The organism is Bacillus sp. FSL K6-2819 (genome assembly GCF_038008305.1).
Lineage (GTDB): Bacteria > Bacillota > Bacilli > Bacillales > Bacillaceae > Bacillus > Bacillus amyloliquefaciens.
Map to the genome: position 1 here is coordinate 2,410,965 of NZ_JBBOYV010000001.1, position 23,034 is coordinate 2,433,998.

A 23,034-nucleotide genomic window follows, 5' to 3' on the forward strand; every position below is an offset into this window, starting at 1 on the left:
TTTCATTACTTCATCCATTCAGTATGGAAAATGCCTTCTTTATCCGTGCGTTCATACGTATGCGCGCCGAAGTAGTCACGCTGCGCTTGAATTAAGTTTGCAGGAAGCACTGCCGTACGGTAGCTGTCGTAATACGCAAGTGCGCTTGAGAACGAAGGTACCGGCACGCCTTGGGCTACCGCAAGTGAAATGACTTGGCGAAGAGCGCCTTGGTAGCTTTCTGCGATATTTTTGAAATAGCTGTCAAGAAGCAAGTTGTCAAGCTCCGGCTCACGGTCATACGCATCTTTGATCTTTTGCAGGAACGCCGCGCGGATGATACAGCCGCCGCGGAAGATCATAGCGATCTCACCGTATTTCAGATCCCAGTTATATTCTTCTGACGCGGCTTTCATTTGGGCGAAGCCTTGTGCGTAAGAACAGATTTTACTCATGAAGAGCGCTTTTCTGACCGCTTCAATCAGCTCTTCTTTATTTTCAGTAACCGGCTTAACGTCAGGTCCTGACAGAAGGCCGCTCGCTTTCACACGCTCATCTTTCATTGCGGAAATGAAACGCGCAAACACAGATTCAGTGATAATCGGAAGCGGTACGCCTAGGTCAAGAGCGCTTTGGCTTGTCCATTTACCCGTTCCTTTTTGGCCTGCTTTATCAAGGATGACATCAACAAGCGGTTTGCCTGTTTCTTCATCTTTTTTGGTGAAAATGTCAGCCGTGATTTCGATCAGATAGCTGTCAAGTTCCCCTTTGTTCCACTCAGCGAATACTTCGTGAAGCTCTTCGGCAGACAGTCCGAGCACCTGTTTCAGAATGAAGTAAGACTCAGAGATCAGCTGCATGTCACCGTATTCGATACCGTTGTGCACCATTTTCACATAGTGTCCCGCTCCGTCCGGGCCGATGTATGTCGTACAAGCTTCTCCGTCCACTTTAGCAGAAATGGCTTCTAAAATCGGTTTCACAAGTTCATGCGCTTCCTTTTGGCCGCCCGGCATAATAGAAGGCCCTTTCAGCGCTCCCTCTTCACCGCCTGATACACCCGTTCCGATAAAGTGAATGCCGCTTTCGGCAAGCTCTTTGTTCCGGCGCTGTGTATCTTTATAGTATGTATTTCCGCCGTCAATCAAAATATCGTCTTTTTCCAGATGAGGAAGAAGAGATTGAATCGTCGCATCCGTTGCAGTTCCCGCTTTAACCATTAATAGAATTTTGCGGGGCGTTTCAAGAGACTGGACAAACTCCTCAATGCTGTATGTACCGACAACATTTTTGCCTTTTGCCTCTTCTAAAAACTCTTCCGTTTTGCTGCTTGATCTGTTGTACACAGACACAGAAAATCCCCGGCTTTCGATGTTAAGAGCCAGATTTTTACCCATTACCGCAAGACCGATAACTCCGATTTGTTGTTTTGACATATTCTAACGTCCCTTCTTCAAACGTTTAACCATTTTAAAATTTAAATTAAAATAAAATGATATTTATACTAAAGAAATTATCATAGATAACCCCTTTTTTCAAGTTATTCAGCTTTTCTTTTCATCCTGAAAAAAGTCTCTGTTAAAGCTCGTTCCCTTTGTTTTGCTTTCTTCTTTTTTCATAACGGCGCCTTTTCTGATCAGGTTTCGGCCGTACTTTTCATTCAGCTGATTCATCATCTGAAAAATCGGCTCGTCCTTTGCATCCTCCTTGAACGAAAACAGATCAAGCTGTTTATACGCCTGCTGTTTTTCAACCAGTTCCGTTCCGGTGATGCCGAGAAGCCTTACTGGATTTTGGTTCCAATGTTTGTCAAACAGCTCCATTGCCGCTTCCATGATGTCTTTTTTCTGATCAACCGGATTGCTGAGGGTCATGCTTCTTGTGACCGTTTTCCAATCCGCATAACGGATCATGATGAACAGCCGGCAGGCCATGACCTCCTTACGCTGGAGCCGTTCGCTTACAGAAAGCGCGAGACGGTCAAACACGCCGGTTAATTCGTCCCAGTCAGCCGAATCATGCGACAGGGTGGATGAGTTGCCGACGCTTTTAAATTCATAAATCCGCTCGGGATCGACTTCTGCATGGTGGATGCCGTTCGCTTTATCCTTCAGTCTCGGGCCGTTTATACCGAGCAGCGTCTTCAGCGCATGCTCATCTCCTTTTGCCAGATCACCGATCGTTTTGATGCCGAGCGTTTTTATTTTTTCCGCAGTTTTCGTTCCTATACCGTGCATTTCTTCAATCGGAAGAGGCCACAATACGTCCGGCAGCTCTCTTTTTCTTAAAATGGTGATGCCGAGCGGTTTTTTCATGTCGGACGCCATTTTGGCGAGAAATTTATTCGGAGCGATGCCGATGCTTGACGGAAGCAAAAGCTCCTTTTGCAGTCTTGCCTGAATGTCTATGGCGGTCTCATACGCCCTGTGTCTGTGCGGTGTGTCTGTAATATCCATGTATCCTTCATCAATAGAAACGGGCTCGACTAAATCCGTATACTCCCTCAGGATGCTGAACATTTCTTTTGACGAACTCCGGTAGCGGTCAAAATTCGGAGGCACGACGATGAGTTCCGGACAGAGGCGTTTTGCCCGCCACACCGGCATGGTGGTCTTTACGCCCCGCGCTCTCGCTTCGTAGCTGCAGGTGACGATGATTCCTTTCCGTTCCTTCACGTTTCCGGCAACGGCGAGAGGTTTTCCCTTTAAAGACGGATCATACGCCATTTCTACGGAGGCATAGAAACTGTTCATATCGATATGAAATATAATTCTTCCTTTTCCGGCCACTCCCGGCGCCTCCTTTCCTTTCATAGACAAACCTCATATATATGTAGTAAAATAAAAGCTGAATGGATGTGATGAAATGATTCTTGAGTCAATGAATGACTTTTTATTTTTAGTCGATTTTTTCACAATTATTCTTCCCGCTCTGACCGCGATCGGCATCGCATTTCTTTTGCGTGAGTGCCGCGCAGGCGAGCATTGGAGAACGAAACGTATAGATGAACATCAAGCAGTCGTTCAGCTGAACCGAACAGACTTTCTTATTATTATATATCATCGCATTACAACTTGGATACGTAAAGTCATCCGCATGAATTCACCGGCGAATGATGATGAAGATGTCAGCTTCCTCCTTTTATAACGGCAAGTGATAATAAAAAGGAGGAGACATGAATTGTCTAAAACATATCAAAAATGGATTGCTTTCGGATTGTTTTTTATCGTGCTGTTCACAGGCCGCTCGGCGTTTGCGGCGACATCTCAGACTCAGACGGGAGGACTCGGAAATATCGGGTTTTTCCACGATTACCTGATCGAACCGTTTTCGGCCCTATTAAAAGGTGTGGCGGGCCTGTTCCACGGTGAGTACGGACTGTCGATTATTCTGGTGACGATTATCGTCCGGATCGTTGTATTGCCTTTGTTTGTGAACCAATTTAAGAAACAGCGGGTGTTCCAGGAAAAAATGGCTGTGATCAAACCGCAGGTCGACAGCATTCAGGCTAAAATGAAAAAAACGAAAGATGCGGAAAAACAAAAAGAACTGCAAATGGAAATGATGAAGCTTTACCGTGAGCATAATCTGAATCCGATGGCAATGGGATGTCTTCCGATGCTGGTACAATTCCCGATTCTGATCGGTTTTTATTACGCCATCCGCTCAACGCCGGAAATCGCTTCACACTCATTCCTGTGGTTCAGCCTAGGGCACTCTGATATGCTTGTATCCCTGTGCGCGGGGGCCATGTATTTCTTACAGGCTTATGTTTCCCAAAAACTAAACGAGAAATATTCACCGGCCGCTCAAAACCCGGCCGCGATGCAGTCAGCAAAAATCATGGTCTTTATTTTCCCTGTCATGATGACTGTTTTTTCACTTAACGTTCCGGCTGCGCTTCCGCTTTACTGGTTTACAAGCGGACTGTTTTTGACAGTGCAAAACGTACTTTTACAGCAGACGCATCATAAAAAGAAACAAGCTGCGGCTCAAGCGGAGCCCGTAAAGTCATAATACTGAACCTGCCGGATAAGTTCCGGCAGGTTTTTTTCATGCGTTTGCAGACGCGAAAAAAAAAAGCACCCAATTCATTGGGTGCTTCGTTTTCAGTTTGCCGCTGTTTCGATAATGGCAACGACCATTTCCGCCGTTTTCACGAGCTCTTCAATCGGCATTTTTTCATTTTTCGTGTGGATTTGTTCATAGCCTACTGACAGGTTGACTGTCGGAATGCCGTGGCCGGCAATGACGTTCGCGTCACTTCCGCCGCCGCTTGTCTGAAGCTCGCTCGGCCGGCCGATTTTTGCCGCCGCTTTTTTCGCGACTTCCACAACCTGATCGCCGTCCTGATATTTGAAACCCGGATACATGACCGCGATGTCAACTTCTGCGCGTCCACCCATCTCAGCTGCAGCAGATTCGAAAGCTTCTTTCATTTTCTGCACTTGCGCTTCCATTTTTTCAGGGACTAATGAACGCGCTTCAGCCAGAATATCGACTTGGTCGCAGACGATATTGGTTTGTGTGCCGCCTTCAAAACGCCCGATATTAGCCGTTGTTTCTTCATCAATACGGCCGAGCGGCATTTTTGAGATCGCTTTTGACGCGATTGTAATAGCGGAGATGCCTTTTTCCGGTTCTACTCCTGCATGAGCCGTTTTCCCGAAAATGGTTGCCCTCACTTTCGCTTGTGTCGGCGCGGCTACAATGATGTTGCCGACTTTCCCGTCTGAATCAAGCGCAAAACCGTATTTCGCGGTAATATCTGAACGATCCATTGCTTTTGCCCCGACTAATCCTGATTCTTCTCCGGCTGTGATGATGAATTCAATTGTTCCGTGCTCGATGTTTTGTTCTTTGAGTACTCTGATGGCTTCAAACATTGCGGCAAGGCCCGTCTTATCATCAGCGCCGAGAATCGTCGTGCCGTCGGTTTTTACATAACCGTCTTCCACAACCGGCTTAACGCCTTTGCCCGGGACAACCGTGTCCATGTGCGATGTGAAATAAATCGTATCCGCATCTTTTGTGCCCTTTAAAGTACAGATTAAATTGCCGGCTCCGTGACCCGTCACTTCTTTTGTATCGTCTTCTTTTACGCTCAATCCTAAATCAGTGAATTTTTGTTTGAGCACTTTGCTGATTTCCGCTTCATGCTTTGTTTCTGAATCAATTTGGACGAGTTCCAGAAATTCTTCCAGCAGGCGTTTTTCGTTTACCATTTACAGTTCCCTCCGTTTAAAGCGGTATATTACCGTGCTTTTTTTTCGGTCTTTCCTCTTCCTTATGCGCAAGCATGTCAAATGCCTGAATCAATTTTTTCCTCGAGTCTTCCGGCCGGATGATATCATCCACCATTCCGCAGGCCGCCGCTTTATACGGACCGGCATTTTCCTTTTCGTATATGGCTTTTTTTTCGCGCTTCGTTTTTTCCGGATCATCAGAAGCCTGTATGTCTCTGCGGTATAAAATCGACGACGCGCCTTCAGCTCCCATCACGGCAATTTCCGCATTCGGCCAGGCGAATACAAGATCTGCCCCGAGGCCTTTCGAATTCATGGCGACATAAGCGCCTCCGTAAGCTTTTCTGATGATGAGCGTCACTTTCGGCACGGCCGCTTCGGCAAAAGCATACAGCAATTTTGCTCCGTGACGGATGATTCCCGCGTGCTCCTGCTGAAGGCCCGGCAGAAATCCCGGTACATCAGCGATCGTTAACAGCGGAATATGAAACGCGTCGCAAAAACGGATGAATCTCGACGCTTTGTCAGCGGCATCTATCGTAAGGCTCCCCGCCAAATGTTTCGGCTGGTTTGCGATAACACCGACTGTGCGCCGTCCGATCTTCAGAAAACCGACAGCAATGTTTTTGGCAAAATACGGCTGAATGTCAAAAAACGTTCCGTCATCCGCCAGTTCTTTTATCACCTGTAACATATCGTAAGGTTTCGAACTGTCCGCGGGAACGAGGGTATTTAATAACGGCCTGGCGTCTTCCTTTTTAACGGGTGATGCCGTCTGTCTGCCGTGCGGAAGATAAGAAAGCAGCGTTTTCACTGCGGAAAGAGCCTCTTTTTCCGTTCGTGCGGAATAGTGGGCATTTCCGCTGATCACATTATGTATTCCCGCACCGCCTAAACTTTCCGCGTCAATCTGTTCACCCGTAACCTGTTCAATGACTTTCGGGCCTGTAATAAACATGTGCGACGTATTTTCCGCCATAATTACAAAATCCGTCAGAGCGGGTGAATAAACAGCACCGCCGGCACACGGCCCAAGGATGACGGAAATTTGCGGAATCACTCCCGAGTAAAGGACGTTGCGCCTAAAGATATGACCGTATCCATTTAATGATACCACACCCTCTTGAATTCTCGCACCACCTGAGTCGTTCAGCCCGATGATCGGGGTTTTATTTTTCGCGGCCAGATCCATCACCGCTGCGATTTTCTCCGCATGTGTCTCGCCGAGCGTCCCGCCGAGTACGGTAAAGTCATGAGCAAACAAATACACGGGCCGTCCGTCAATTGTGCCGTATCCGGTAATGACGCCGTCTCCCGGCGCATTTTGACACCCGGGCATGCGGCTTTTTGCAAACGGCTGAAGCTCTGAAAAACTGTCTTTGTCCAATAAATAGGCAATTCTTTCTCTTGCCGTCAGCTTGCCTTTTTTATGCTGTTTTTCATTTCTTTCCGCTCCGCCGCCGTTTGTTAAAAAGGAACGTTTTTCGTTTAAGTGTCTGATATGCTCACTCATGCTCATCTTGAGTTTCTCCTTTTTCAATTGTTTCACAAAGCTCAATCAGGACCCCGTTCGCCTCTTTTGGAGAGAGAAATGCGATTTTCTTCCCGCCCGCTCCGTTCTGCGGTTCATGATGGATCAATGTCATGCGGCATGATTCAAGCTCCTTGATCGTTTCCTTAATGTCGTCGCACCGGAACGCCAGATGATGAAGCCCTTCACCTCTTTTCTGTAAAAAAGAGCTGACGGGAGACGCGTCCGACAGCGGCTCAATCAGTTCAAGCTTTGTGCCTCCCGCTTCTAAAAAAGCAGCTTTCACATTTTGTCCGTTTACCAGCTCTTCTCCCATATAAGTAAGCCCCAGCATCCGTTCGTAAAATCCCCTTGCTGCATCAATAGAGCTGACGGCAATACCGACATGATCAAGTTTTTTCATAGCGCGGCCACCTGCTTTCCGCCATAGGATATGGCTTGTTCATACAAGCAAAACACGTTAAAATGATAAACAGTAATCTTAAGGAGTGAAACGATGTCTCAAAAATTCATGAAAAGCGCCGTCATCGTCATTCTAGGCGTATTTATACTGTCAACCGTCTTTTCAAGCATTATGATGTATTTGCGATAAAAAAGCAGGCGCCTCATTGCACAGGGATCTCCTGCTTTTTTATGAGGGCTTTCCGCTCTTTTGCAATGTTCTCAAATGAGCGGTTTTCTTTTGTAATCAACACTTTTGTTCCCTCAGGGATGATCCGAAAAATATGGATGACATCCCGGTTTTTCATACGGATGCAGCCGTTTGATACAAACCCTCCGATCAGCTCTTCTCTGTTTGTCCCGTGAATGCCGTATATCCTGCCGTCGGTTCCTCTCGCGTCAAAACCGATCCAGCGGACGCCGAGCGGATTTTCCGGCGCACCTCCCTCTACATTTTTCTTCCGATAATATGGATTTACGGCTTTAACCGTTACCGTAAATTCTCCTTCAGGCGTCAGATCATCTGTCTTTCCCGTCGCCACCTGATAAATGCCTTCTATTCGATTATCCTTCACAACGGCTAGCGCATTTGTGGCTTTATTGACGATTATATAAGGGTCACCCGGCAAAGGATTCGCGCCAAGCGGCCAAAGCGGGGACAGCAGCAGGGCGGCTGACAATAAAAAAAATCGCATGGGCTCCCCTCCTTTTTTCATTAGAATGACCAATGAAAGGAGGACTCATGCGATGATCCATGTGTTTTTTACAGCTTGATGCCTTTGAAATAACTTTTAATCACGAGATATTGCTCCATCTCACCGAGCAGGTGAAACAAAGCCGCCCGCGCTTCAAACTCCTCGCGTGTTGCCGGGAGCGGCATCTCTTCAAATTCTGTTCTCATATCTGCAAGTCTTTTTAAAAATTTATGAGCGGTATTGCCGGGGTGAATGGCTTCCCTTAAATCATGGATGAAATGGGCAATCATTTTTCCCTGCTCCACCGTTATTGAAATAGAAGTAATCTTCGGCAGCAGCCGTTCGATGATTTCAAATTGTTTCTGTCTCATCTTAAAATAGTGATAATAGAGATTTTCATGGCGCAAAATATGATTCTGCACGTCCCGGTAGGCAAGGTTTTTCGCCTCTTGAATCATCTGATGCGTCTCCGGTATTTCCTTTCCCGTCCAATCTTGCTCACCAGTTAACAAATACCGTTCGATTTCAGCGAAGATGACGGCAAAATTGTCCTCAATTTTTTTCCGGTACGCCGCAAGTTTCCTATCGAGGCTCGGCATATACAGATTCATTAACAGCGCGACACCGATACCTACGGTGATCAGCTGGAACTCATTCCAGATAAACGCCATCGTAATGCCGCCGGACATATATAGATGAAGAATGATAACTGAGCTTGTGACGATCCCTTCGTTTATTTTCAAGACGACTGTAGTTGGAATAAACAGCACAAGCAATATTCCGATCACAAACGGATAATAGCCGATCAGTCCGAAAAAGACATATGAAAAGACGATTGCCAATAAACAGGCGGCAAATCGGGCCCACGAGGCCTGAAGCGACCGCTTTTGCGTAATTTGGATGCACAATATGGTGATGATTCCTGCGGATGCGAAGTTTTGCAGATGCAACAGCTGAGCTAAATAAATGGCCAGCGCCGTTCCAAGTGCGGTCTTTAGTGTGCGGTAACCGATTTTAAACATTGCTTGCTCCATTCTGTTTGTTTCTTTCTCAAAAAAAAGAAGAAGAGCACGCTTCTTCTTTTCTTACAGTTATATTTTATAATATTTTTTCTAAAAAGTCCTGTGCTCTTTTTGACTTCGGAGAAAGAAAAAATTCTTCCGGCTGCCCGTCTTCCACTATCGTGCCTTCATCCATAAATAATACGCGGTCTGCGACTTCTTTGGCAAATCCCATTTCGTGCGTGACGATGACCATCGTCATGCCCGTTTGAGCGAGCTCCTTCATAACCTCAAGAACTTCTTTGACCATTTCCGGGTCAAGAGCTGAGGTCGGCTCGTCAAACAGCATGATGTCAGGATTCATGGCAAGGGCACGCGCGATGGCGACACGCTGCTTCTGCCCGCCTGACAAACGGTTCGGATAGTCGTTCCGTTTTTCAAGCAGTCCGACTTTTTCAAGGAGAGCGCACGCCTTTTCCTCCGCCGCCTTTTTGGACTCTTTCTTCACGCTGACCGGCGCATATATGATATTTTCAAGCACCGTTTTATGCGGAAACAGATGAAAATGCTGAAATACCATCCCGATATTTTCCCGCACTTTCAGTTTATTCGTTTTAGCAGCGGTGATTTCTTTTTCTTTAATGGCAATCGTTCCGCCGCTCGGGGTTTCCAGCAGATTTAAGCAGCGCAGAAACGTTGATTTGCCGGAGCCGGAAGGTCCGATGACAGCGACGACTTCCCCTTCTGCGATCTGTGTTGAAATGTTTTTCAGTACTTCATGTTTTCCGAATGATTTTGACAGGTTGTCGACCTTAATCATTGGCTTTCAGCTTCCTTTCTACGCCTTTTCCGATGAATGCTAAGATCAAAACGAGCACGTAATAGATGAAACCGGCCACAATGAGAGGTTCTAAATAGTTGTATGTTGCGGCACCGGACTGGTAGGCCCGTCTCATAATATCGCCGAGACCGATTACGGTGACGATCGCCGATTCTTTCGTCAAGGTGATTAATTCGTTAATAATGGCCGGAGAAATGTTTTTAAATGCCTGCGGCAGAAGCAGATCTTTCATCATTTTTCCGTACGGCACACCGAGAGCGACGGCCGCTTCTTTTTGTCCTTTGTCAATCGCGTTGATTCCCGCTCTGATAATTTCAGAGACGTAAGCTGCTGAATTAAGTGATAATGCGGTGACCGCCGCCCAAAATTGGTCGATCTGAAAGCCGAGAAGCTGCGGCATCCCGAAATAAATAATCATCAGCTGCAGCACGAGCGGCGTGCCGCGGAATATCGAAGTATAAAAATCCGCAATCCATTTCAGCGGACTGATCGTGCTGATTTTAAACAAACTGAGCACGATGCCTAATACAAGGCCGATGACCGCTGAAACGAGCACAATTTTCAATGTGACGGCAAGGCCTTCCAATATAAAAGGAATTTGGGGTATTGTCGCTGAGAAATCCAAATTCATACGTTTGATCTCCTTTACCTGTATTCAAGATAAAAAGCTCAACGAAAAGTTGAGCTTTCTTTTATTTCTCGTTGGTGAACCATTTCTTCTTCAGTTTTTCGATTTCTCCGTTTTTCTCCATTTCTTTCAGCGCTTTGTTAAACTTCGCTGTCAGATCACTGTCTTTGCGGAACGCAATCGCGGAACCCGATTCGTCTGATTTCGCATCTGCTGATGCAAAGCCCTGCAGATCATTATTTGAACTGAAATAGCCTTGTGCTACGATGTCTTCGATAATCGCGGCATCAAAACGCCCGGATTTAATCTCTTCCGTTAAGTCTGAAATGCGGTTGCGGTCTTCAAGCTGGAAACCGTATTTCGAAGCAAGTTTCTTGCCTTTTTCTTCTTGAATGGAGCCGAGCTGAACACCGACGGTTTTGCCTTTCAGATCATCCAGGGATTTAATGCTGCTTCCCTTTTTCGTAACGATCATATTGTTAGCAGTATAATAAATACCGGAGAAATCCACTTGCTTTTTCCGTTCCGGCGTAGGTGTCATTCCTGATAAAATCATATCAACCTGCTTAGACTTCAGGGCTGTGATCAGGCTGTTGAAGTCCATATCCTGCACCTCAACGTCATAGCCGGTCTTTTTGCCCAGAGCTTTTGCCAAATCAACGTCAAACCCGACGATCTGATCGCCGTCTTTATATTCAAATGGTTTATAATCAGCCGATGTACCCATAATCAATTTGTTCTTTCCGCCCTCTGAGCCTGAATTGCCTGATCCGCAGGCGGACAGCGCAAAGGTGATACATGCGGCAACCAATACCAACAGCCATTTCTTCATGATTATTTTCCTCCATATCTGCTTATCTCTTAAAATTGAATATTTATTCGTTAATCTGTATTTTAAACACTTTTTAATAGTTATGCAATACTATTTTCGAAAAATATATTTCCTTATCTGCGTTTATTATAGTCGTTGATTCCCGAATGAGTGACAACTGAACGCCGGTGCATAAATAATTTATATTTATACAAACCCAATATAAAAAAACCCCGCAAGCGCTCGGCTCCGGGGTTTTCCTTTCACTTATACTTCTTCACAATATTCTTCAAATGCTTCCTGCAGTTTTGTGACGACGGCCATAGGCTCATGTCCTTCAATTTCATGGCGTTCCACCATTTTCATGATTTTCCCGTCTTTTAAAATCGCAAATGACGGAGAGGACGGCGGATAGCCTTCAAAGTATTCTCTCGCTTTGGCTGTCGCTTCTTTGTCCTGTCCGGCAAATACTGTCACAAGCTGATCGGGGCGTTTATCGTAATGCACGGAATGGTACGCCGCAGGTCTTGCAATTCCGCCTGCGCATCCGCACACAGAGTTGACCATGACAAGTGTCGTTCCTTTTTTCGAAAGCGCTTCGTCCACTTCCTCAGCGGTTTTCAGCTCCGTATACCCGGCGGCCGTGATTTCCTGGCGGGCTTGACGCACGACATCATTCATAAATAAATTAAAATCCATATTCAACTGGGACCTCTCCTTTTTGATCATCTATTCTTATGATAGCAAGGAACCTGCCCTATCGGCAAATGACACCGCTCATATCCGAATGTTTTTTGTCCCTTTTATGTTCCTCTATTTAAGTTTATGACCTTTTAAAAACGGGAAACTTGTTAAGGAGATTGTCTGAAATAAAGGAGCAGTCGTATGAGCCAACGGAAAGCAGTATTAATTTATAACGGTAACGCCGGTCAGAAACAGATTGATAAAACGCTCGGCACGGTCGTCCCCATTTTGGCCCAGTCAGCTGATGAGCTTTTGATTAAACCGACCAAACATCAGGATGATGCCCGTCGGTTTTGTGAAAATCTCGACAGCTCGGTTGACCATTTATATATTTTAGGGGGAGACGGTACGGTGCATCAATGCATCAACAGCATCAGCAAGCTTGATCACAGACCCGCTGTCGGCATTTTGCCGGGAGGAACGTGCAATGATTTCTCACGGGCGCTCGGCATTCCGCAAAACCTTCAAAAGGCCGCTGAAGCGCTCGCGGCTGGGCATAAACGGATGATTGACGTCTGTAAATCGGATGACGGCTATTTTCTGAACTTCTGGGGCATCGGGCTGATCACTGAAGCCTCCAGCCATATCAATGAAACAGAAAAAGCATGGCTCGGAAAAATCAGCTACTTCACGAGCGCCTTGCGGACGATGACAAGCGCGAACCCTTTTCCCGTCAAATTGACGATCGACGGCGAGGTGAAAGAAGATGAAGCCGTTATGGTGCTTGTCATGAACGGGCATTACATCGGGACAAACAGAGTTCCCCTGCCTGATGCAAACCTTCAGGACGGCTTAGCCGATGTGTTAATCTGCCGCAACACAAGCCTTGGAGCATTGCGGGAGCTGATGACAATGGAACAGGGTACATTTGATGATTTCAAAGGGGAGCTGTCCTATATTCAAGCCTCCAGAATTGAAATCGAAACCGGACGCGAGATGGACGCCGATACGGATGGCGAGGTATACGGAAAGACACCTTGCACGATCGAAGTGAAAAAACATCATCTCACTATGCTTGTTCCCGAAGATTCAGAATGAAACTGAAAAAACTCCCTTTGCCACCCGGGCAAAAGGAGTTTTTTTTAATAGACTGAAGTATTTTCGTCAATGTTTTCTAAGATCTCTTTGACGCGTCCGAGGAAACGGCCGCACACAAGCCCGTCGAGCACTCTGTGATCCAAAGACAGGCAAAGATTAACCATGTCACGCACGGCAATCATCCCGTTATTCATGACAACCGGACGTTTGACAATTGATTCTACCTGAAGAATCGCCGCCTGCGGATGGTTGATAATGCCCATAGACTGAACCGAGCCGAAAGATCCCGTGTTATTGACGGTAAATGTGCCGCCCTGCATATCATCGGCGGTAAGTTTTCCGTCTCTCACTTTTTTCGCAAGGTCTGTTATTTCTCTGGCTATGCCTTTAATCGTTTTTTCATCAGCATGCTTAATAACCGGAACAAAAAGCGAATCTTCTGTGGCAACGGCAATGGAGATATTAATGTCTTTCTTTTGGACGATTTTGTCTCCCGCCCACATGCTGTTCATCTGCGGGAATTCTTTGAGAGCCTGCGCCGCCGCTTTCACAAAGAAAGCAAAAAATGTTAAATTGAAGCCTTCTTTCTGTTTAAACGAGTCTTTTATGCTGTTTCTGTATGCCGTCATGTTTGTGACGTCGACTTCCATCATCGTCCAGGCATGCGGAATTTCTGTTTTGCTTTTATGCATATTGGCTGCGATGGCTTTTCTGACGCCTGTAACCGGAATTTCAATATCACCGGCTGACAGAGCTGGCGCCGGTGCTTGTTTTTGCTGCTGTTTCGGCTCTTGCGGGGCTTGAACGGCAGCCGCTTTCGGCGTTTCCGTCTTCTGCTGCATGCCCGAATCAATGATCTTTTGAATGTCTTTCCGTGTAATTCTTCCGCCTGCACCCGTTCCTTCAACTTGTTCAAGCTGAATGCCGTGTTCTCCCGCTAATCTGAGCACGGCCGGCGAATAACGCGCTTTATTTGACCGGTCTTTGCCCGCTCCGTGTGAAGGGTTATTTGCAGGTGTGCTTTGCTCTTCTTCCCGCTTCGGCGCTTCTTGGGTTTCCGTTTTTTCTGTTTCAATTTTGCAGATTATCTCGCCGACCGCAAGAGTCTGCCCTTCTTCTCCTACAAGTTCTGTAATCGTGCCCGTAAAAGAAGACGGCACCTCCGCATTCACTTTATCTGTCATGACCTCGGCGATGGGGTCGTATTTATTCACATGATCACCGGGGGATACCAGCCATTTGCTGATCGTCCCTTCTGTTACACTCTCTCCGAGCTGCGGCATCGCCATTTGTTCAATCGCCATGTCAAAAACCTCCTTACGTCTTTAAAACTCCGCTAATTCTCTCATTGCGGCTTCTGCTTTGTCAGGATTCATCATGAAGTATTTTTCCATCGTCGGCGCATAAGGCATCGCCGGAACATCAGGACCTGCAAGCCGCTTGATCGGCGCGTCTAAATCAAATAAGCAGTTCTCAGAAATAATGGCGGCGACTTCGCTCATAATGCTGCCTTCTTTCGTATCTTCTGTGATCAGCAAAACTTTTCCCGTTTTAGACGCGGCTTCAATGATGGCTTCTTTATCTAACGGATAGACCGTACGCAAGTCTAATACGTGCGCGGAAATTCCGTCTTTTTCAAGACGCTCGGCAGCCTGCAGAGCGAAATGAACGCATAATCCGTACGTAATGACAGTAATGTCGCTGCCTTCGCGTTTTACATCGGCCTTACCGATCGGAAGGACATAATCATCGGCAGGGACTTCGCCTTTAATCAGGCGGTATGCCCGCTTATGCTCGAAAAACAGCACGGGGTCATCATCACGAACTGCAGCTTTTAACAGCCCTTTTGCGTCATAAGGAGTTGAAGGCATGACAATTTTAAGTCCCGGCTGGTTGGCAAAAATGGCCTCAACAGATTGGGAGTGATACAATGCGCCATGCACGCCGCCTCCGTATGGCGCTCTGATGACCATCGGACAGCTCCAATCATTGTTTGAACGGTAGCGGATTTTTGCCGCTTCTGAAATGATTTGATTGACCGCAGGAAGAATGAAATCGGCAAATTGCATCTCCGCGATCGGACGCATGCCGTACATCGCGGCGCCGATACCGACACCGGCAATCGCTGATTCCGCAAGCGGCGTATCCATAACCCGCTCTTCTCCGAACTGCTCATAAAGACCTGCCGTGGCTTTAAACACGCCGCCTTTTCTCCCGACGTCTTCCCCGAGAACAAAAACGCGCGGATCTCTTTCCATTTCTTCTTTCATTGCTGCATTAATACTGTCAATATAAGACATTACAGACATAAGTATTCCTCCCTACTTCGCATAAACGTGATCAAGCGTTGATTCAGGAGATGCGTATGGCGCTTTCTCCGCTTCGTCTGTCGCTTCGTTTACGATGGCCATGATGTCATCCAGCATGGCCTTTTCTTCTTCTTCGCCGAGAAGCCCGGCTTCTTGCAGGTATGCTTTGTATATGAGAAGCGGATCTTGTTTCTTTGCTTCTTCTACTTCTTTACGTTCTCTGTAGCTGCTGTCGTCGTCATCACTGGAATGCGGCGTCAAACGGTAGGAAACCGTTTCTATTAATGTAGGGCCTTCGCCTTTAGACGCCCGTTCGCGCGCTTCTTTCACAGCCTGATAAACTTCCAGCAGGTCGTTTCCGTCAACAGTGACTCCCGGCATGCCGTAGCCTACCGCCCGGTCGGAAATATTCTCGCAGGCCACCTGTCTGTCATACGGGACAGAGATGGCATACTTATTGTTTTCACACATGAAAATGACCGGCAGTTTATGCACGGCGGCAAAGTTTGCCCCTTCGTGAAAATCTCCCTGGTTGGAAGATCCTTCTCCAAAGGTAACGAAAGAGACGATATCCTTTTTATCCATGCGTCCCGCAAGCGCGATTCCGACCGCGTGAGGCACCTGCGTCGTCACAGGGGATGAGCCCGTTACGATTCTGTTTTTCTTTTGCCCGAAGTGGCCCGGCATCTGCCTCCCGCCTGAATTCGGGTCAGCCGCTTTCGCAAAACCGGACATCATCAAATCCTTTGCAGTCATACCGAATGCAAGCACTACCCCCATATCTCTGTAGTACGGAAGCACATAGTCGGTATCACGGTTTAAAGCATAAGCCGCGCCTACTTGAGCCGCTTCCTGCCCTTGACATGAAATAACGAACGGAATTTTGCCCGAGCGGTTTAACAGCCACATTCTTTCGTCGATTTTTCTGGCTAACAGCATGGTTCTGTACATTTCAACGGCTTCCGCGTCAGAAAGCCCTAATGCTTGATGGCGGTTTGTAGTCATTCAAACCCCTCCTTCTTTCCTTTTAAAAATGAATCGCGTTTCCGTCTGCGGCTAACGCAGCTTCTCCAATCGCCTCTGAAAGCGACGGATGCGGGTGTATGGACTGACCGATTTCCCACGGCGTCGCATCGAGCACCTTGGCAAGCCCCGCTTCAGAAATCATATCGGTGACGTGCGGACCGATCATATGAACACCGAGAATATCATCTGTATTCCGGTCGGCGACGATTTTGACAAAGCCGTCGCTTTCTCCGTATACAAGAGCCTTTCCGATCGCCATGAACGGAAACTTCCCGATCTTAAGTTCATGGCCTTTTCCGGCGGCTTCTTCTTCTGTCATACCGACACTCGCCGCTTCCGGATTTGAATAAATGCATTTCGGCACAAGGGCGGCATCAAGCGGAGCCGGATTAAGACCCGCCATATGCTCAACCGCAATGATACCTTCACGGGAGGCCACATGTGCAAGCTGCAGCCCGCCGACGACATCACCGATCGCATAAATATGCGATTCCTTCGTCTGTCCGGATTCGTTTACGAGGATAGAACCGTTTTCCAAAGCAATGTCCGTATTTTCGAGCCCGATTCCTTCAATATTCGGCTGGCGGCCGATGGAAACAAGCATTTGTTCCGCGTGATACGTTTCGCTTTCTCCATTCTTTTCAGCTTCAATTGAAACGCCGTCCGCTTTTTCCAATGTATCCGGAAGCACTTTCGCACCCGTTACGATCTTAATTCCTTTTTTCGTTAACAGTTTTTCCATTTCGCTTGAAATATCACGGTCTTCAGTCGGCAAAATGCGGTCCGCGTATTCAATTACAGTGATATTGACGCCGAAATCATTCAGCATGGATGCCCATTCAATACCGATGACACCGCCGCCGACGATTATCATGGATTGAGGCAGACGTTCAAGCTGCAGCGCTTCATCTGACGTCAGAATATAAGTACCGTCTGCTTCTAAACCTGGAAGCATTTTCGGCCTTGAACCGGTTGCGATAATTAATTGTTTCGGTATCAGCATGTCATTTTCTTCACCATTTGCGTATTCGACGGAAATGGTACCCGGAAGAGGTGAGAAGATGGAAGGGCCGAGCATACGTCCGTACCCGTTGAATACATCAATCTTCCCCTTTTTCATCAGATGGGCGACACCTCCGGCCAGCCGGTCAACGATTCCCTGCTTTCGTTTTTGCACGCTGTCAAAACGGAGAGAGACACCTTCCGTTTCAATGCCGAATGCTGCCGCTTCCTTTGCGGTCCGATACACTTCTGCGCTTCTTAACAGCGCTTTACTCGGAATACATCCTTTATGAAGGCATGTTCCCCCGAGTTGTTCTTTTTCTACAACGGCCGTTTTTAAGCCAAGCTGGGCCGCTCTGATGGCGGCAACATAACCGCCCGTGCCGCCGCCCAGAATGACCACATCATACTCAGTCGCCATTTGTTTTCACTCCTTCGCCGATCTGATATTGTTTCGCCTGCTCCTCACCGGCTAAAACCCGAAGCGCGCCTTGCGCAAGTGATTGCAGTTCATTTTCTCCCGGATACACCAGTACATCCGAAATCCAATCTATGTACGATCTGATGGCGGAAACGAAATCTTTCCCGTACGCCAATCCGCCTGTCAGGACGATAATGTCTACTTTTCCTTTTAAAACGGCGCTAGCCGCCCCGATTTCTTTCGCTATCTGATAAGCCATGGCGTCATAAATGAGCCGCGCATTTTCATCTCCGTCCTGAATGCGTTTTTCCACTTTCACCGCGTCCGTTGTTCCCAGGTAGCCGGAGAGTCCGCCCGTGCCGACAAGTTTTTTCATCATATCGGCTTTTGAATACTTGCCGGAAAAACACATCTCCACCAGATCACCCGCCGGAACGGTTCCCGCACGTTCCGGACTGAATGGCCCTTCTCCGTGAAGCCCATTGTTGACATCAGTCACCCGTCCGCAGTCATGAACGCCGACTGTGATGCCGCCGCCCATATGAGTGACGATCATCTTCATCTGTTCATACCGCTTGCCGAGAGACGCCGCCGCCGTACGGGCAACGGCTTTTTGGTTTAAAGCGTGGAAAATGCTTTTCCGCTTGATTTCAGGCATTCCAGATACTTTAGCAAGGGGTGTCATCTCATCCACCACGACAGGATCGACGATATACGCCGGGATATTAAGTCCGTCAGCTATTTCCCTGGCAATAATCCCGCCCAGATTCGAAGCATGCTGGCCATTGTACCCGTTTTTCAAATCAGTGATCATGGCGTCATTCACTTCATATGTGCCGCCCTCAATCGGTCTGAGCAGGCCGCCTCTGGCACAAACGGCATCAAACTTTGAAATGTTGATGCCCTGTTCGTGCAGAGACTCAAGTATGCTTATTTTTCGAAATTCGTATTGGTCGATAATGCTGTTAAATGTTTTCAGCTCTTCTTCGGGGTGCCGCAGCGTCTTTTCAAAGATACAGCGTTCATTGTGAAAGACACCGATTTTCGTTGATGTTGAGCCTGGATTCAGAATGAGAATGCGTTTTTCCTGTTCGAACATTTTCATACCTCCAGATCAAATTCCTATCGTCTGCTTAATACACTTTGGCCGTTTTGCAGAAACTGGCTTCTTGAACGGCGCATGCGCTCAATTCGCTCTTCAGCCAGACGGTCAGCCGCTAAGTAAGTCGGAATGCCGTCACGCGCAGAAATATCGAGCACCCGTTCAATATTTGCATAGATGCCTTCAACCTTTTTCAAAGCCCGCTCAGCATTATAGCCGTAAAGCTCATCAGCTACATTGATGACACCGCCGGCATTGATGACATAATCCGGCGCGTACACGATTCCCATTTCATGAATGGTATCACCATGACGTGTTTCTTTCAGCTGGTTATTGGCCGCCCCCGCAATAACTTTCGCCTTCAGCTGTTTAATCGTGTCATCGTTAATGACGGCACCGAGGGCACACGGAGCATAAATATCGCACGCCTGTGAGTAAATGTCGTCCGGATCAACGGCACGGGCCCCGAAGTCTTCAACGGCACGTTTAACAGATTCTTTATTGATATCCGTCACGATTAAAGAAGCACCTTCTTCGTGAAGATGGCGGCAAAGATTGTAAGCCACATTTCCCACACCTTGCACGGCAATTGTTTTTCCTTCCAGCGAATCAGTGCCAAACGCCGCTTTAGCAGCAGCTTTCATCCCTTTGTAGACACCGTATGCCGTAACCGGAGATGGGTTTCCTGATGAACCGAATGCCGGAGAAATCCCTGTTACATAGTCTGTTTCATCATGAATAATATCCATATCTTCAACGGTTGTGCCGACGTCTTCCGCCGTAATGTATCTTCCGTTTAAGCCTTGAATGTACCGGCCGAATGCGCGGAACATTTCTTCATTCTTATCTTTGCGCGGGTCCCCGATAATAACGGTTTTCCCGCCGCCTAAGTTTAAACCGGCAGCCGCATTTTTATAAGTCATGCCTTTTGCAAGTCTTAATGCATCTTCAATTGCCGCTTCTTCACTGTCATATGTCCACATTCTCGTTCCGCCGAGTGCAGGGCCGAGCGTTGTATCATGAATCGCGATGATCGCTTTTAAGCCTGACTGTTCATCTTGGCAGAATACCAATTGTTCGTAATCATAAGTTTCCATATATTTAAAAATTTCCATAGGTACGTTCCTCCTACTGTTCTTGTGATGCGCAAATCGCAAGCGCAATTGAATACAGTTTATTTTCTGCGGTATCCGCTCTGCTCGTTAATGCAATCGGCGCCTTCGCACCCGCGATGACGGCAGCAACATTTGCTTTCGCAAAATAAATCATTGACTTATAAAGCATATTTCCAGCCTCTATTGAAGGAACCAAGAGAATATCCGCCTGGCCCGCTACGCTTCCGGAAATCCCTTTTTGCAGTGCTGCAGCTTGAGATACGGCATTATCCAAAGCAAGCGGTCCGTCCGCGATACAGCCTGTAATCTGGCCTCTATTGCACATTTGGACGATCGCAGCCGCGTTCAGCGTCGCCTCCATTTTCGGATTAACCGTTTCAATAGCCGCAAGGACTGCGGCTTTCGGCATAGGGTTCCCTACTGAATGCGCGACATGAACCGCATTTTGCAGAATATGCCGGAGCTCTTCAAGAGACGGGGCGATGTTCAGCGCTGAATCAGTCACATACATCAGCCGGTCATAGTCCGGCACCTCAAAAACGGCTACATGTGATAACACACTTTTAGAACGCAGCCCTTCCTGGCGGTTTAAAACCGACTTCAGAAGAGTTGAGCTCGGCAGATTCCCTTTCATTAAAATATCCGCCTCTTGTTCGCGTACTGCGCGCACTGCTTTTGCCGCAGATTCTTCGGGTGAATCGGCGTGGATAATGTCAGCATTGAACTTCGGCTCATTTGCCAGAAGCTCTTTCAGCTTTTCGCTGTCACCCGTCAGTAAAAATCGTGCCGACAAGTGCTCTGCCGCCATTTTGACAGCCTGGATTACTTCTTTATCTGCTGCGTGGGCCACTGCAATGGTTTTTGCGTTTTTTGCCGCGGCTTTTTCAACTAAGTCTCTCAGCTTCATTTTGTACCACCTTCCTTGTTCGAATCCGCTTTTATCAATGCAAGTTCCGTGCCAAATGTTCGGGAGGGTTATTCCGGCCTTTTTTCAAGAAAACATGCAGCTGTTTGCGCTTTCTCTGCAATTTATTGCATGCCGTCATTTGCAAGGCCGTACTTGTCCATTTTGTAGTACAGATTCCGAATGCTGACGCCAAGCGCTTTTGCCGTTTTGGTTCGGTTGAATTTATGCTTTTCAAGCGTTTTTTGAATGACGTGCGCTTCAAATTTTTCAACGGCCTGAGAGAGTTTTTCTCCTTCCACATCCGGAAAATCACTTCGGGCGCCGCTTTTTTCACTCAGCTCTGTTTCAAAAACAGGCAGATGCTGCTGTTCTATCCGCTCCATGTGCGGCTCTAAAAATATCATCGCCCGGCCGAGAACATTTTCGAGCTCTCGGACGTTTCCCGGCCAGCTGTAGGCTGATAAAGCACGCAGCGCGTTCGGCGCGAGCCCCTTTACGTTGCGGCCGTAATCCTGATTGATTTTTTCGATGAGCCGAATGCTCAGCGCTTCAATATCCTCTTTGCGCTGCCGAAGCGGCGGGATTGAGATCGGATAGCGGTTAATCCGGTAATACAGGTCTTCCCGGAACGTTCCTTCCGCCATGGCCTTTTCGATATTGACGTTTGTCGCTGCGATAATTCTGACATTGACAGAAATCGCTTTAGCACCGCCGACTCTGGTAATTTCTTTTTCCTGCAGAACCCTGAGCAGCTTCGCCTGGGTGCTTTGGGTCAGCTCTCCGATTTCATCTAAGAAAATGCTGCCGTTATTCGCTTCTTCAAAAAGCCCTTTTTTGCCCCCGCGCCTCGCGCCCGTAAACGCGCCTTCCTCATAGCCGAAAAGCTCGGATTCCAGCAGGGATTCAGACAGGGCCGCACAATTAACCCGAATGAACTTATTGTATTTTCTGTCGCTTTCGTTATGGATGGCGTGGGCGAAAAGTTCTTTTCCGGTGCCGGATTCTCCCCGCAGCAGAATCGTCGCCGGCGTTTTCGCCCCGAGCTTCGCCTGTTCAAGGGCGACCAGCATTTGTTCACTCGTGCCGATAATGTCGTCAAACGTGTATTTCGCTTCAAGCGTGCGGATGATCTGCCGCGCCCGGTTCAATTCAGCAGTCAGTGTTTTAATTTCTGACACATCGTGAATGACTCCGACGCTGCCTTTTAAAATGCCGTCCACAATAACCGGCGCAACATTCACGATGACATCCTTTTTATTGGGGCCGACTTTCATTCTTACGCCCCGTACAGGCCGCCTTGTCCCCAATACTTTCAGGTGCATGCTTTCTCCTTCTGAGATATCGGTGGAGGCGGGTTTTCCGATGACTTCGCTTTCTGACAGCCCGGTCATTTTTGTATACGCTTTGTTGATTAACATTCCGATGCCGTTTTCATCAACGACGGAAATGGCTTCGTCTGACGATTGAATAATCGCTTCAAGCATGGTGCGGATTTGTTTTAAGTTCGTTACCTCTTCTGCCAGCTCAACTGCGTCCGTGATGTCTTTAAACACGCATAACGCACCGAGAAGCTTTCCGCCTTCATCAATGATCGGCAGTCTTGTCGTGACAATCTGCAGGTGCTTTCCGAGAAGCTGCTTCTGGTTATATTCCGGCTCTCTCGTCTCCAGAATCCGCGGCAGTTTTGTGTTCGGCACGACATCTTTAATTTGGCGGCCGATGACATGCTCCCGTTTTTGGCCGACCATTTTTTCAGCCATCTGATTAAATAAAATGATCGTTTCGTTGACGTCTATAAAAATCATGCCATCGTGGGTTGAATTAAAAATCCGGTCATGCTTATACGTCTGTGACTTCAGCATTTGAATAAGCTGCTGCTTTTCCTCCATCAGCTGAAACACCATGTACGCCAATTTCCCCGGCATGACGATGGTTTGTTCTTTTTTCTCATGGAGCAGTTCATCCATGACCGCTTTGTCACCTGTTGTATGGATGATAATATCTATATCTTCGGTTATGTAAGGTTTCCAATCTGATGAGGTTGCAATTCCATATCTCCGGGCTTCTTGCAGCCCTTGCGCCTCCGGATCTTGGTCAACCACCGCAATAATCCGGATCAATTTTGTTTTCATCAAAATCTGTAAGAGCGCCGTGCCTCCTTTACCAGCACCTATAATCAGCACCTTCTGCATCCCGA

Annotated in this window: 23 protein-coding genes; 4 read left to right on the forward strand and 19 right to left on the reverse strand. The window is 47.5% G+C overall.

Annotated elements, in window-relative coordinates; all coding sequences use genetic code 11:
• Positions 1-5: 5 nt before the first annotated feature.
• Complete coding sequence (gene gndA / locus MHH91_RS12515) at positions 6-1,415, reverse strand: NADP-dependent phosphogluconate dehydrogenase (RefSeq protein WP_013352786.1); 1,410 nt, start codon at positions 1,413-1,415, stop codon at positions 6-8.
• A gap of 108 nt (positions 1,416-1,523) precedes the next feature.
• Positions 1,524-2,768 (reverse strand): DNA polymerase IV, encoded by a 1,245-nt coding sequence (locus MHH91_RS12520; RefSeq protein ID WP_025649868.1) that lies wholly within the window; start codon positions 2,766-2,768, stop codon positions 1,524-1,526.
• A 76-nt stretch (positions 2,769-2,844) separates the two neighbouring features.
• Between MHH91_RS12520 and MHH91_RS12525 the strand changes: the two genes are divergently transcribed.
• Together MHH91_RS12525 and MHH91_RS12530 are read left to right on the forward strand one after the other, a co-directional pair.
• A complete protein-coding gene (locus tag MHH91_RS12525; protein WP_013352788.1) occupies positions 2,845-3,126 on the forward strand; it encodes a hypothetical protein in 282 nt (93 codons plus the stop codon).
• 33 nt (positions 3,127-3,159) lie between these two features.
• Entirely contained in the window at positions 3,160-3,996 is an 837-nt protein-coding gene (locus MHH91_RS12530; RefSeq protein WP_013352789.1) for a membrane protein insertase YidC, read from the forward strand.
• Positions 3,997-4,088: 92 nt separating this feature from the next.
• Here the strand turns inward: MHH91_RS12530 and MHH91_RS12535 are convergent, their stop codons facing one another.
• Genes MHH91_RS12535 through mce form a run of 3 tightly spaced genes read right to left on the reverse strand, consistent with a single transcriptional unit; the run spans position 4,089 to position 7,159 of the window.
• Positions 4,089-5,204 (reverse strand): tripeptidase T, encoded by a 1,116-nt coding sequence (locus tag MHH91_RS12535; protein ID WP_014472086.1) that lies wholly within the window; start codon positions 5,202-5,204, stop codon positions 4,089-4,091.
• A gap of 16 nt (positions 5,205-5,220) precedes the next feature.
• Positions 5,221-6,744 (reverse strand): acyl-CoA carboxylase subunit beta, encoded by a 1,524-nt coding sequence (locus MHH91_RS12540; protein ID WP_014472087.1) that lies wholly within the window; start codon positions 6,742-6,744, stop codon positions 5,221-5,223.
• A complete protein-coding gene (gene mce / locus MHH91_RS12545; RefSeq protein ID WP_013352792.1) occupies positions 6,731-7,159 on the reverse strand; it encodes a methylmalonyl-CoA epimerase in 429 nt (142 codons plus the stop codon). The genes MHH91_RS12540 and mce overlap by 14 nt, the downstream gene beginning before the upstream one ends.
• Positions 7,160-7,252: 93 nt before the next feature.
• On the opposite strand from mce, the gene prli42 reads away from it, so the two are divergent.
• Complete coding sequence (gene prli42, locus MHH91_RS12550; RefSeq protein WP_153015200.1) at positions 7,253-7,348, forward strand: stressosome-associated protein Prli42; 96 nt, start codon at positions 7,253-7,255, stop codon at positions 7,346-7,348.
• 13 nt (positions 7,349-7,361) lie between these two features.
• Here the strand turns inward: prli42 and MHH91_RS12555 are convergent, their stop codons facing one another.
• The 6 genes from MHH91_RS12555 to brxB all read right to left on the reverse strand — a co-directional run bounded on the left by MHH91_RS12555 (position 7,362) and on the right by brxB (position 11,878).
• On the reverse strand, positions 7,362-7,892 hold the full coding sequence (locus MHH91_RS12555; protein ID WP_013352793.1) for a L,D-transpeptidase: 531 nt from the start codon (positions 7,890-7,892) through the stop codon (positions 7,362-7,364).
• Between the two features lie 68 nt (positions 7,893-7,960).
• Entirely contained in the window at positions 7,961-8,914 is a 954-nt protein-coding gene (locus MHH91_RS12560) for an aromatic acid exporter family protein (RefSeq protein ID WP_013352794.1), read from the reverse strand.
• 76 nt (positions 8,915-8,990) lie between these two features.
• Positions 8,991-9,713, reverse strand: coding sequence for an amino acid ABC transporter ATP-binding protein (locus tag MHH91_RS12565; protein WP_014470639.1), 723 nt, complete (start codon positions 9,711-9,713; stop codon positions 8,991-8,993).
• Entirely contained in the window at positions 9,706-10,365 is a 660-nt protein-coding gene (locus tag MHH91_RS12570; RefSeq protein WP_014470640.1) for an amino acid ABC transporter permease, read from the reverse strand. The genes MHH91_RS12565 and MHH91_RS12570 overlap by 8 nt, the downstream gene beginning before the upstream one ends.
• Before the next feature lie 61 nt (positions 10,366-10,426).
• The gene (locus MHH91_RS12575) at positions 10,427-11,194 is read right to left on the reverse strand and encodes a transporter substrate-binding domain-containing protein (RefSeq protein ID WP_013352797.1); all 768 of its coding nucleotides are present in this window, start codon (positions 11,192-11,194) and stop codon (positions 10,427-10,429) included.
• A 246-nt stretch (positions 11,195-11,440) separates the two neighbouring features.
• Positions 11,441-11,878 (reverse strand): bacilliredoxin BrxB, encoded by a 438-nt coding sequence (gene brxB, locus MHH91_RS12580; RefSeq protein WP_003153223.1) that lies wholly within the window; start codon positions 11,876-11,878, stop codon positions 11,441-11,443.
• Positions 11,879-12,058: 180 nt separating this feature from the next.
• On the opposite strand from brxB, the gene MHH91_RS12585 reads away from it, so the two are divergent.
• On the forward strand, positions 12,059-12,955 hold the full coding sequence (locus MHH91_RS12585) for a YegS/Rv2252/BmrU family lipid kinase (protein WP_013352798.1): 897 nt from the start codon (positions 12,059-12,061) through the stop codon (positions 12,953-12,955).
• Positions 12,956-12,999: 44 nt separating this feature from the next.
• Here the strand turns inward: MHH91_RS12585 and MHH91_RS12590 are convergent, their stop codons facing one another.
• The 8 genes from MHH91_RS12590 to MHH91_RS12625 all read right to left on the reverse strand — a co-directional run bounded on the left by MHH91_RS12590 (position 13,000) and on the right by MHH91_RS12625 (position 23,029).
• Positions 13,000-14,259 carry a dihydrolipoamide acetyltransferase family protein gene (locus MHH91_RS12590; RefSeq protein ID WP_013352799.1) on the reverse strand — a complete coding sequence of 420 codons (1,260 nt, stop codon included), beginning with the start codon at positions 14,257-14,259 and terminating at the stop codon, positions 13,000-13,002.
• 21 nt (positions 14,260-14,280) lie between these two features.
• Positions 14,281-15,264 (reverse strand): 3-methyl-2-oxobutanoate dehydrogenase subunit beta, encoded by a 984-nt coding sequence (bfmBAB, locus tag MHH91_RS12595; protein ID WP_013352800.1) that lies wholly within the window; start codon positions 15,262-15,264, stop codon positions 14,281-14,283.
• A gap of 12 nt (positions 15,265-15,276) precedes the next feature.
• On the reverse strand, positions 15,277-16,269 hold the full coding sequence (locus MHH91_RS12600) for a thiamine pyrophosphate-dependent dehydrogenase E1 component subunit alpha (RefSeq protein ID WP_013352801.1): 993 nt from the start codon (positions 16,267-16,269) through the stop codon (positions 15,277-15,279).
• Between the two features lie 22 nt (positions 16,270-16,291).
• Positions 16,292-17,713, reverse strand: coding sequence for a dihydrolipoyl dehydrogenase (gene lpdA, locus MHH91_RS12605; protein WP_013352802.1), 1,422 nt, complete (start codon positions 17,711-17,713; stop codon positions 16,292-16,294).
• The gene (gene buk, locus MHH91_RS12610; RefSeq protein ID WP_088030540.1) at positions 17,703-18,818 is read right to left on the reverse strand and encodes a butyrate kinase; all 1,116 of its coding nucleotides are present in this window, start codon (positions 18,816-18,818) and stop codon (positions 17,703-17,705) included. Before buk ends, lpdA begins: the two co-directional genes overlap by 11 nt.
• 17 nt (positions 18,819-18,835) lie before the next feature.
• Positions 18,836-19,930, reverse strand: a complete 1,095-nt coding sequence (gene bcd, locus MHH91_RS12615; RefSeq protein WP_013352804.1) for a branched-chain amino acid dehydrogenase — start codon at positions 19,928-19,930, stop codon at positions 18,836-18,838.
• Between the two features lie 13 nt (positions 19,931-19,943).
• A complete protein-coding gene (gene yqiS / locus MHH91_RS12620; RefSeq protein WP_013352805.1) occupies positions 19,944-20,837 on the reverse strand; it encodes a phosphate butyryltransferase in 894 nt (297 codons plus the stop codon).
• Between the two features lie 122 nt (positions 20,838-20,959).
• Positions 20,960-23,029 (reverse strand): sigma-54 interaction domain-containing protein, encoded by a 2,070-nt coding sequence (locus MHH91_RS12625; protein WP_013352806.1) that lies wholly within the window; start codon positions 23,027-23,029, stop codon positions 20,960-20,962.
• Positions 23,030-23,034 lie beyond the last annotated feature (5 nt).

Coding starts and splice junctions, on each gene's coding strand:
- MHH91_RS12570 (WP_014470640.1), bottom strand. CDS start 10,365: ATGAATTTGGATTTCTCAGCGACAATACCCCAAATTCCTTTTATATTG.
- MHH91_RS12565 (WP_014470639.1), bottom strand. CDS start 9,713: ATGATTAAGGTCGACAACCTGTCAAAATCATTCGGAAAACATGAAGTA.
- MHH91_RS12625 (WP_013352806.1), bottom strand. CDS start 23,029: ATGCAGAAGGTGCTGATTATAGGTGCTGGTAAAGGAGGCACGGCGCTC.
- MHH91_RS12600 (WP_013352801.1), bottom strand. CDS start 16,269: ATGACTACAAACCGCCATCAAGCATTAGGGCTTTCTGACGCGGAAGCC.
- MHH91_RS12540 (WP_014472087.1), bottom strand. CDS start 6,744: ATGAGCATGAGTGAGCATATCAGACACTTAAACGAAAAACGTTCCTTT.
- bfmBAB (WP_013352800.1), bottom strand. CDS start 15,264: ATGTCTGTAATGTCTTATATTGACAGTATTAATGCAGCAATGAAAGAA.
- MHH91_RS12575 (WP_013352797.1), bottom strand. CDS start 11,194: ATGAAGAAATGGCTGTTGGTATTGGTTGCCGCATGTATCACCTTTGCG.
- bcd (WP_013352804.1), bottom strand. CDS start 19,930: ATGGAAATTTTTAAATATATGGAAACTTATGATTACGAACAATTGGTA.
- prli42 (WP_153015200.1), top strand. CDS start 7,253: ATGTCTCAAAAATTCATGAAAAGCGCCGTCATCGTCATTCTAGGCGTA.
- MHH91_RS12590 (WP_013352799.1), bottom strand. CDS start 14,259: ATGGCGATTGAACAAATGGCGATGCCGCAGCTCGGAGAGAGTGTAACA.
- MHH91_RS12560 (WP_013352794.1), bottom strand. CDS start 8,914: ATGTTTAAAATCGGTTACCGCACACTAAAGACCGCACTTGGAACGGCG.
- MHH91_RS12525 (WP_013352788.1), top strand. CDS start 2,845: ATGATTCTTGAGTCAATGAATGACTTTTTATTTTTAGTCGATTTTTTC.
- MHH91_RS12535 (WP_014472086.1), bottom strand. CDS start 5,204: ATGGTAAACGAAAAACGCCTGCTGGAAGAATTTCTGGAACTCGTCCAA.
- buk (WP_088030540.1), bottom strand. CDS start 18,818: ATGAAAATGTTCGAACAGGAAAAACGCATTCTCATTCTGAATCCAGGC.
- MHH91_RS12555 (WP_013352793.1), bottom strand. CDS start 7,892: ATGCGATTTTTTTTATTGTCAGCCGCCCTGCTGCTGTCCCCGCTTTGG.
- mce (WP_013352792.1), bottom strand. CDS start 7,159: ATGAAAAAACTTGATCATGTCGGTATTGCCGTCAGCTCTATTGATGCA.
- lpdA (WP_013352802.1), bottom strand. CDS start 17,713: ATGGCGACTGAGTATGATGTGGTCATTCTGGGCGGCGGCACGGGCGGT.
- gndA (WP_013352786.1), bottom strand. CDS start 1,415: ATGTCAAAACAACAAATCGGAGTTATCGGTCTTGCGGTAATGGGTAAA.
- MHH91_RS12585 (WP_013352798.1), top strand. CDS start 12,059: ATGAGCCAACGGAAAGCAGTATTAATTTATAACGGTAACGCCGGTCAG.
- yqiS (WP_013352805.1), bottom strand. CDS start 20,837: ATGAAGCTGAGAGACTTAGTTGAAAAAGCCGCGGCAAAAAACGCAAAA.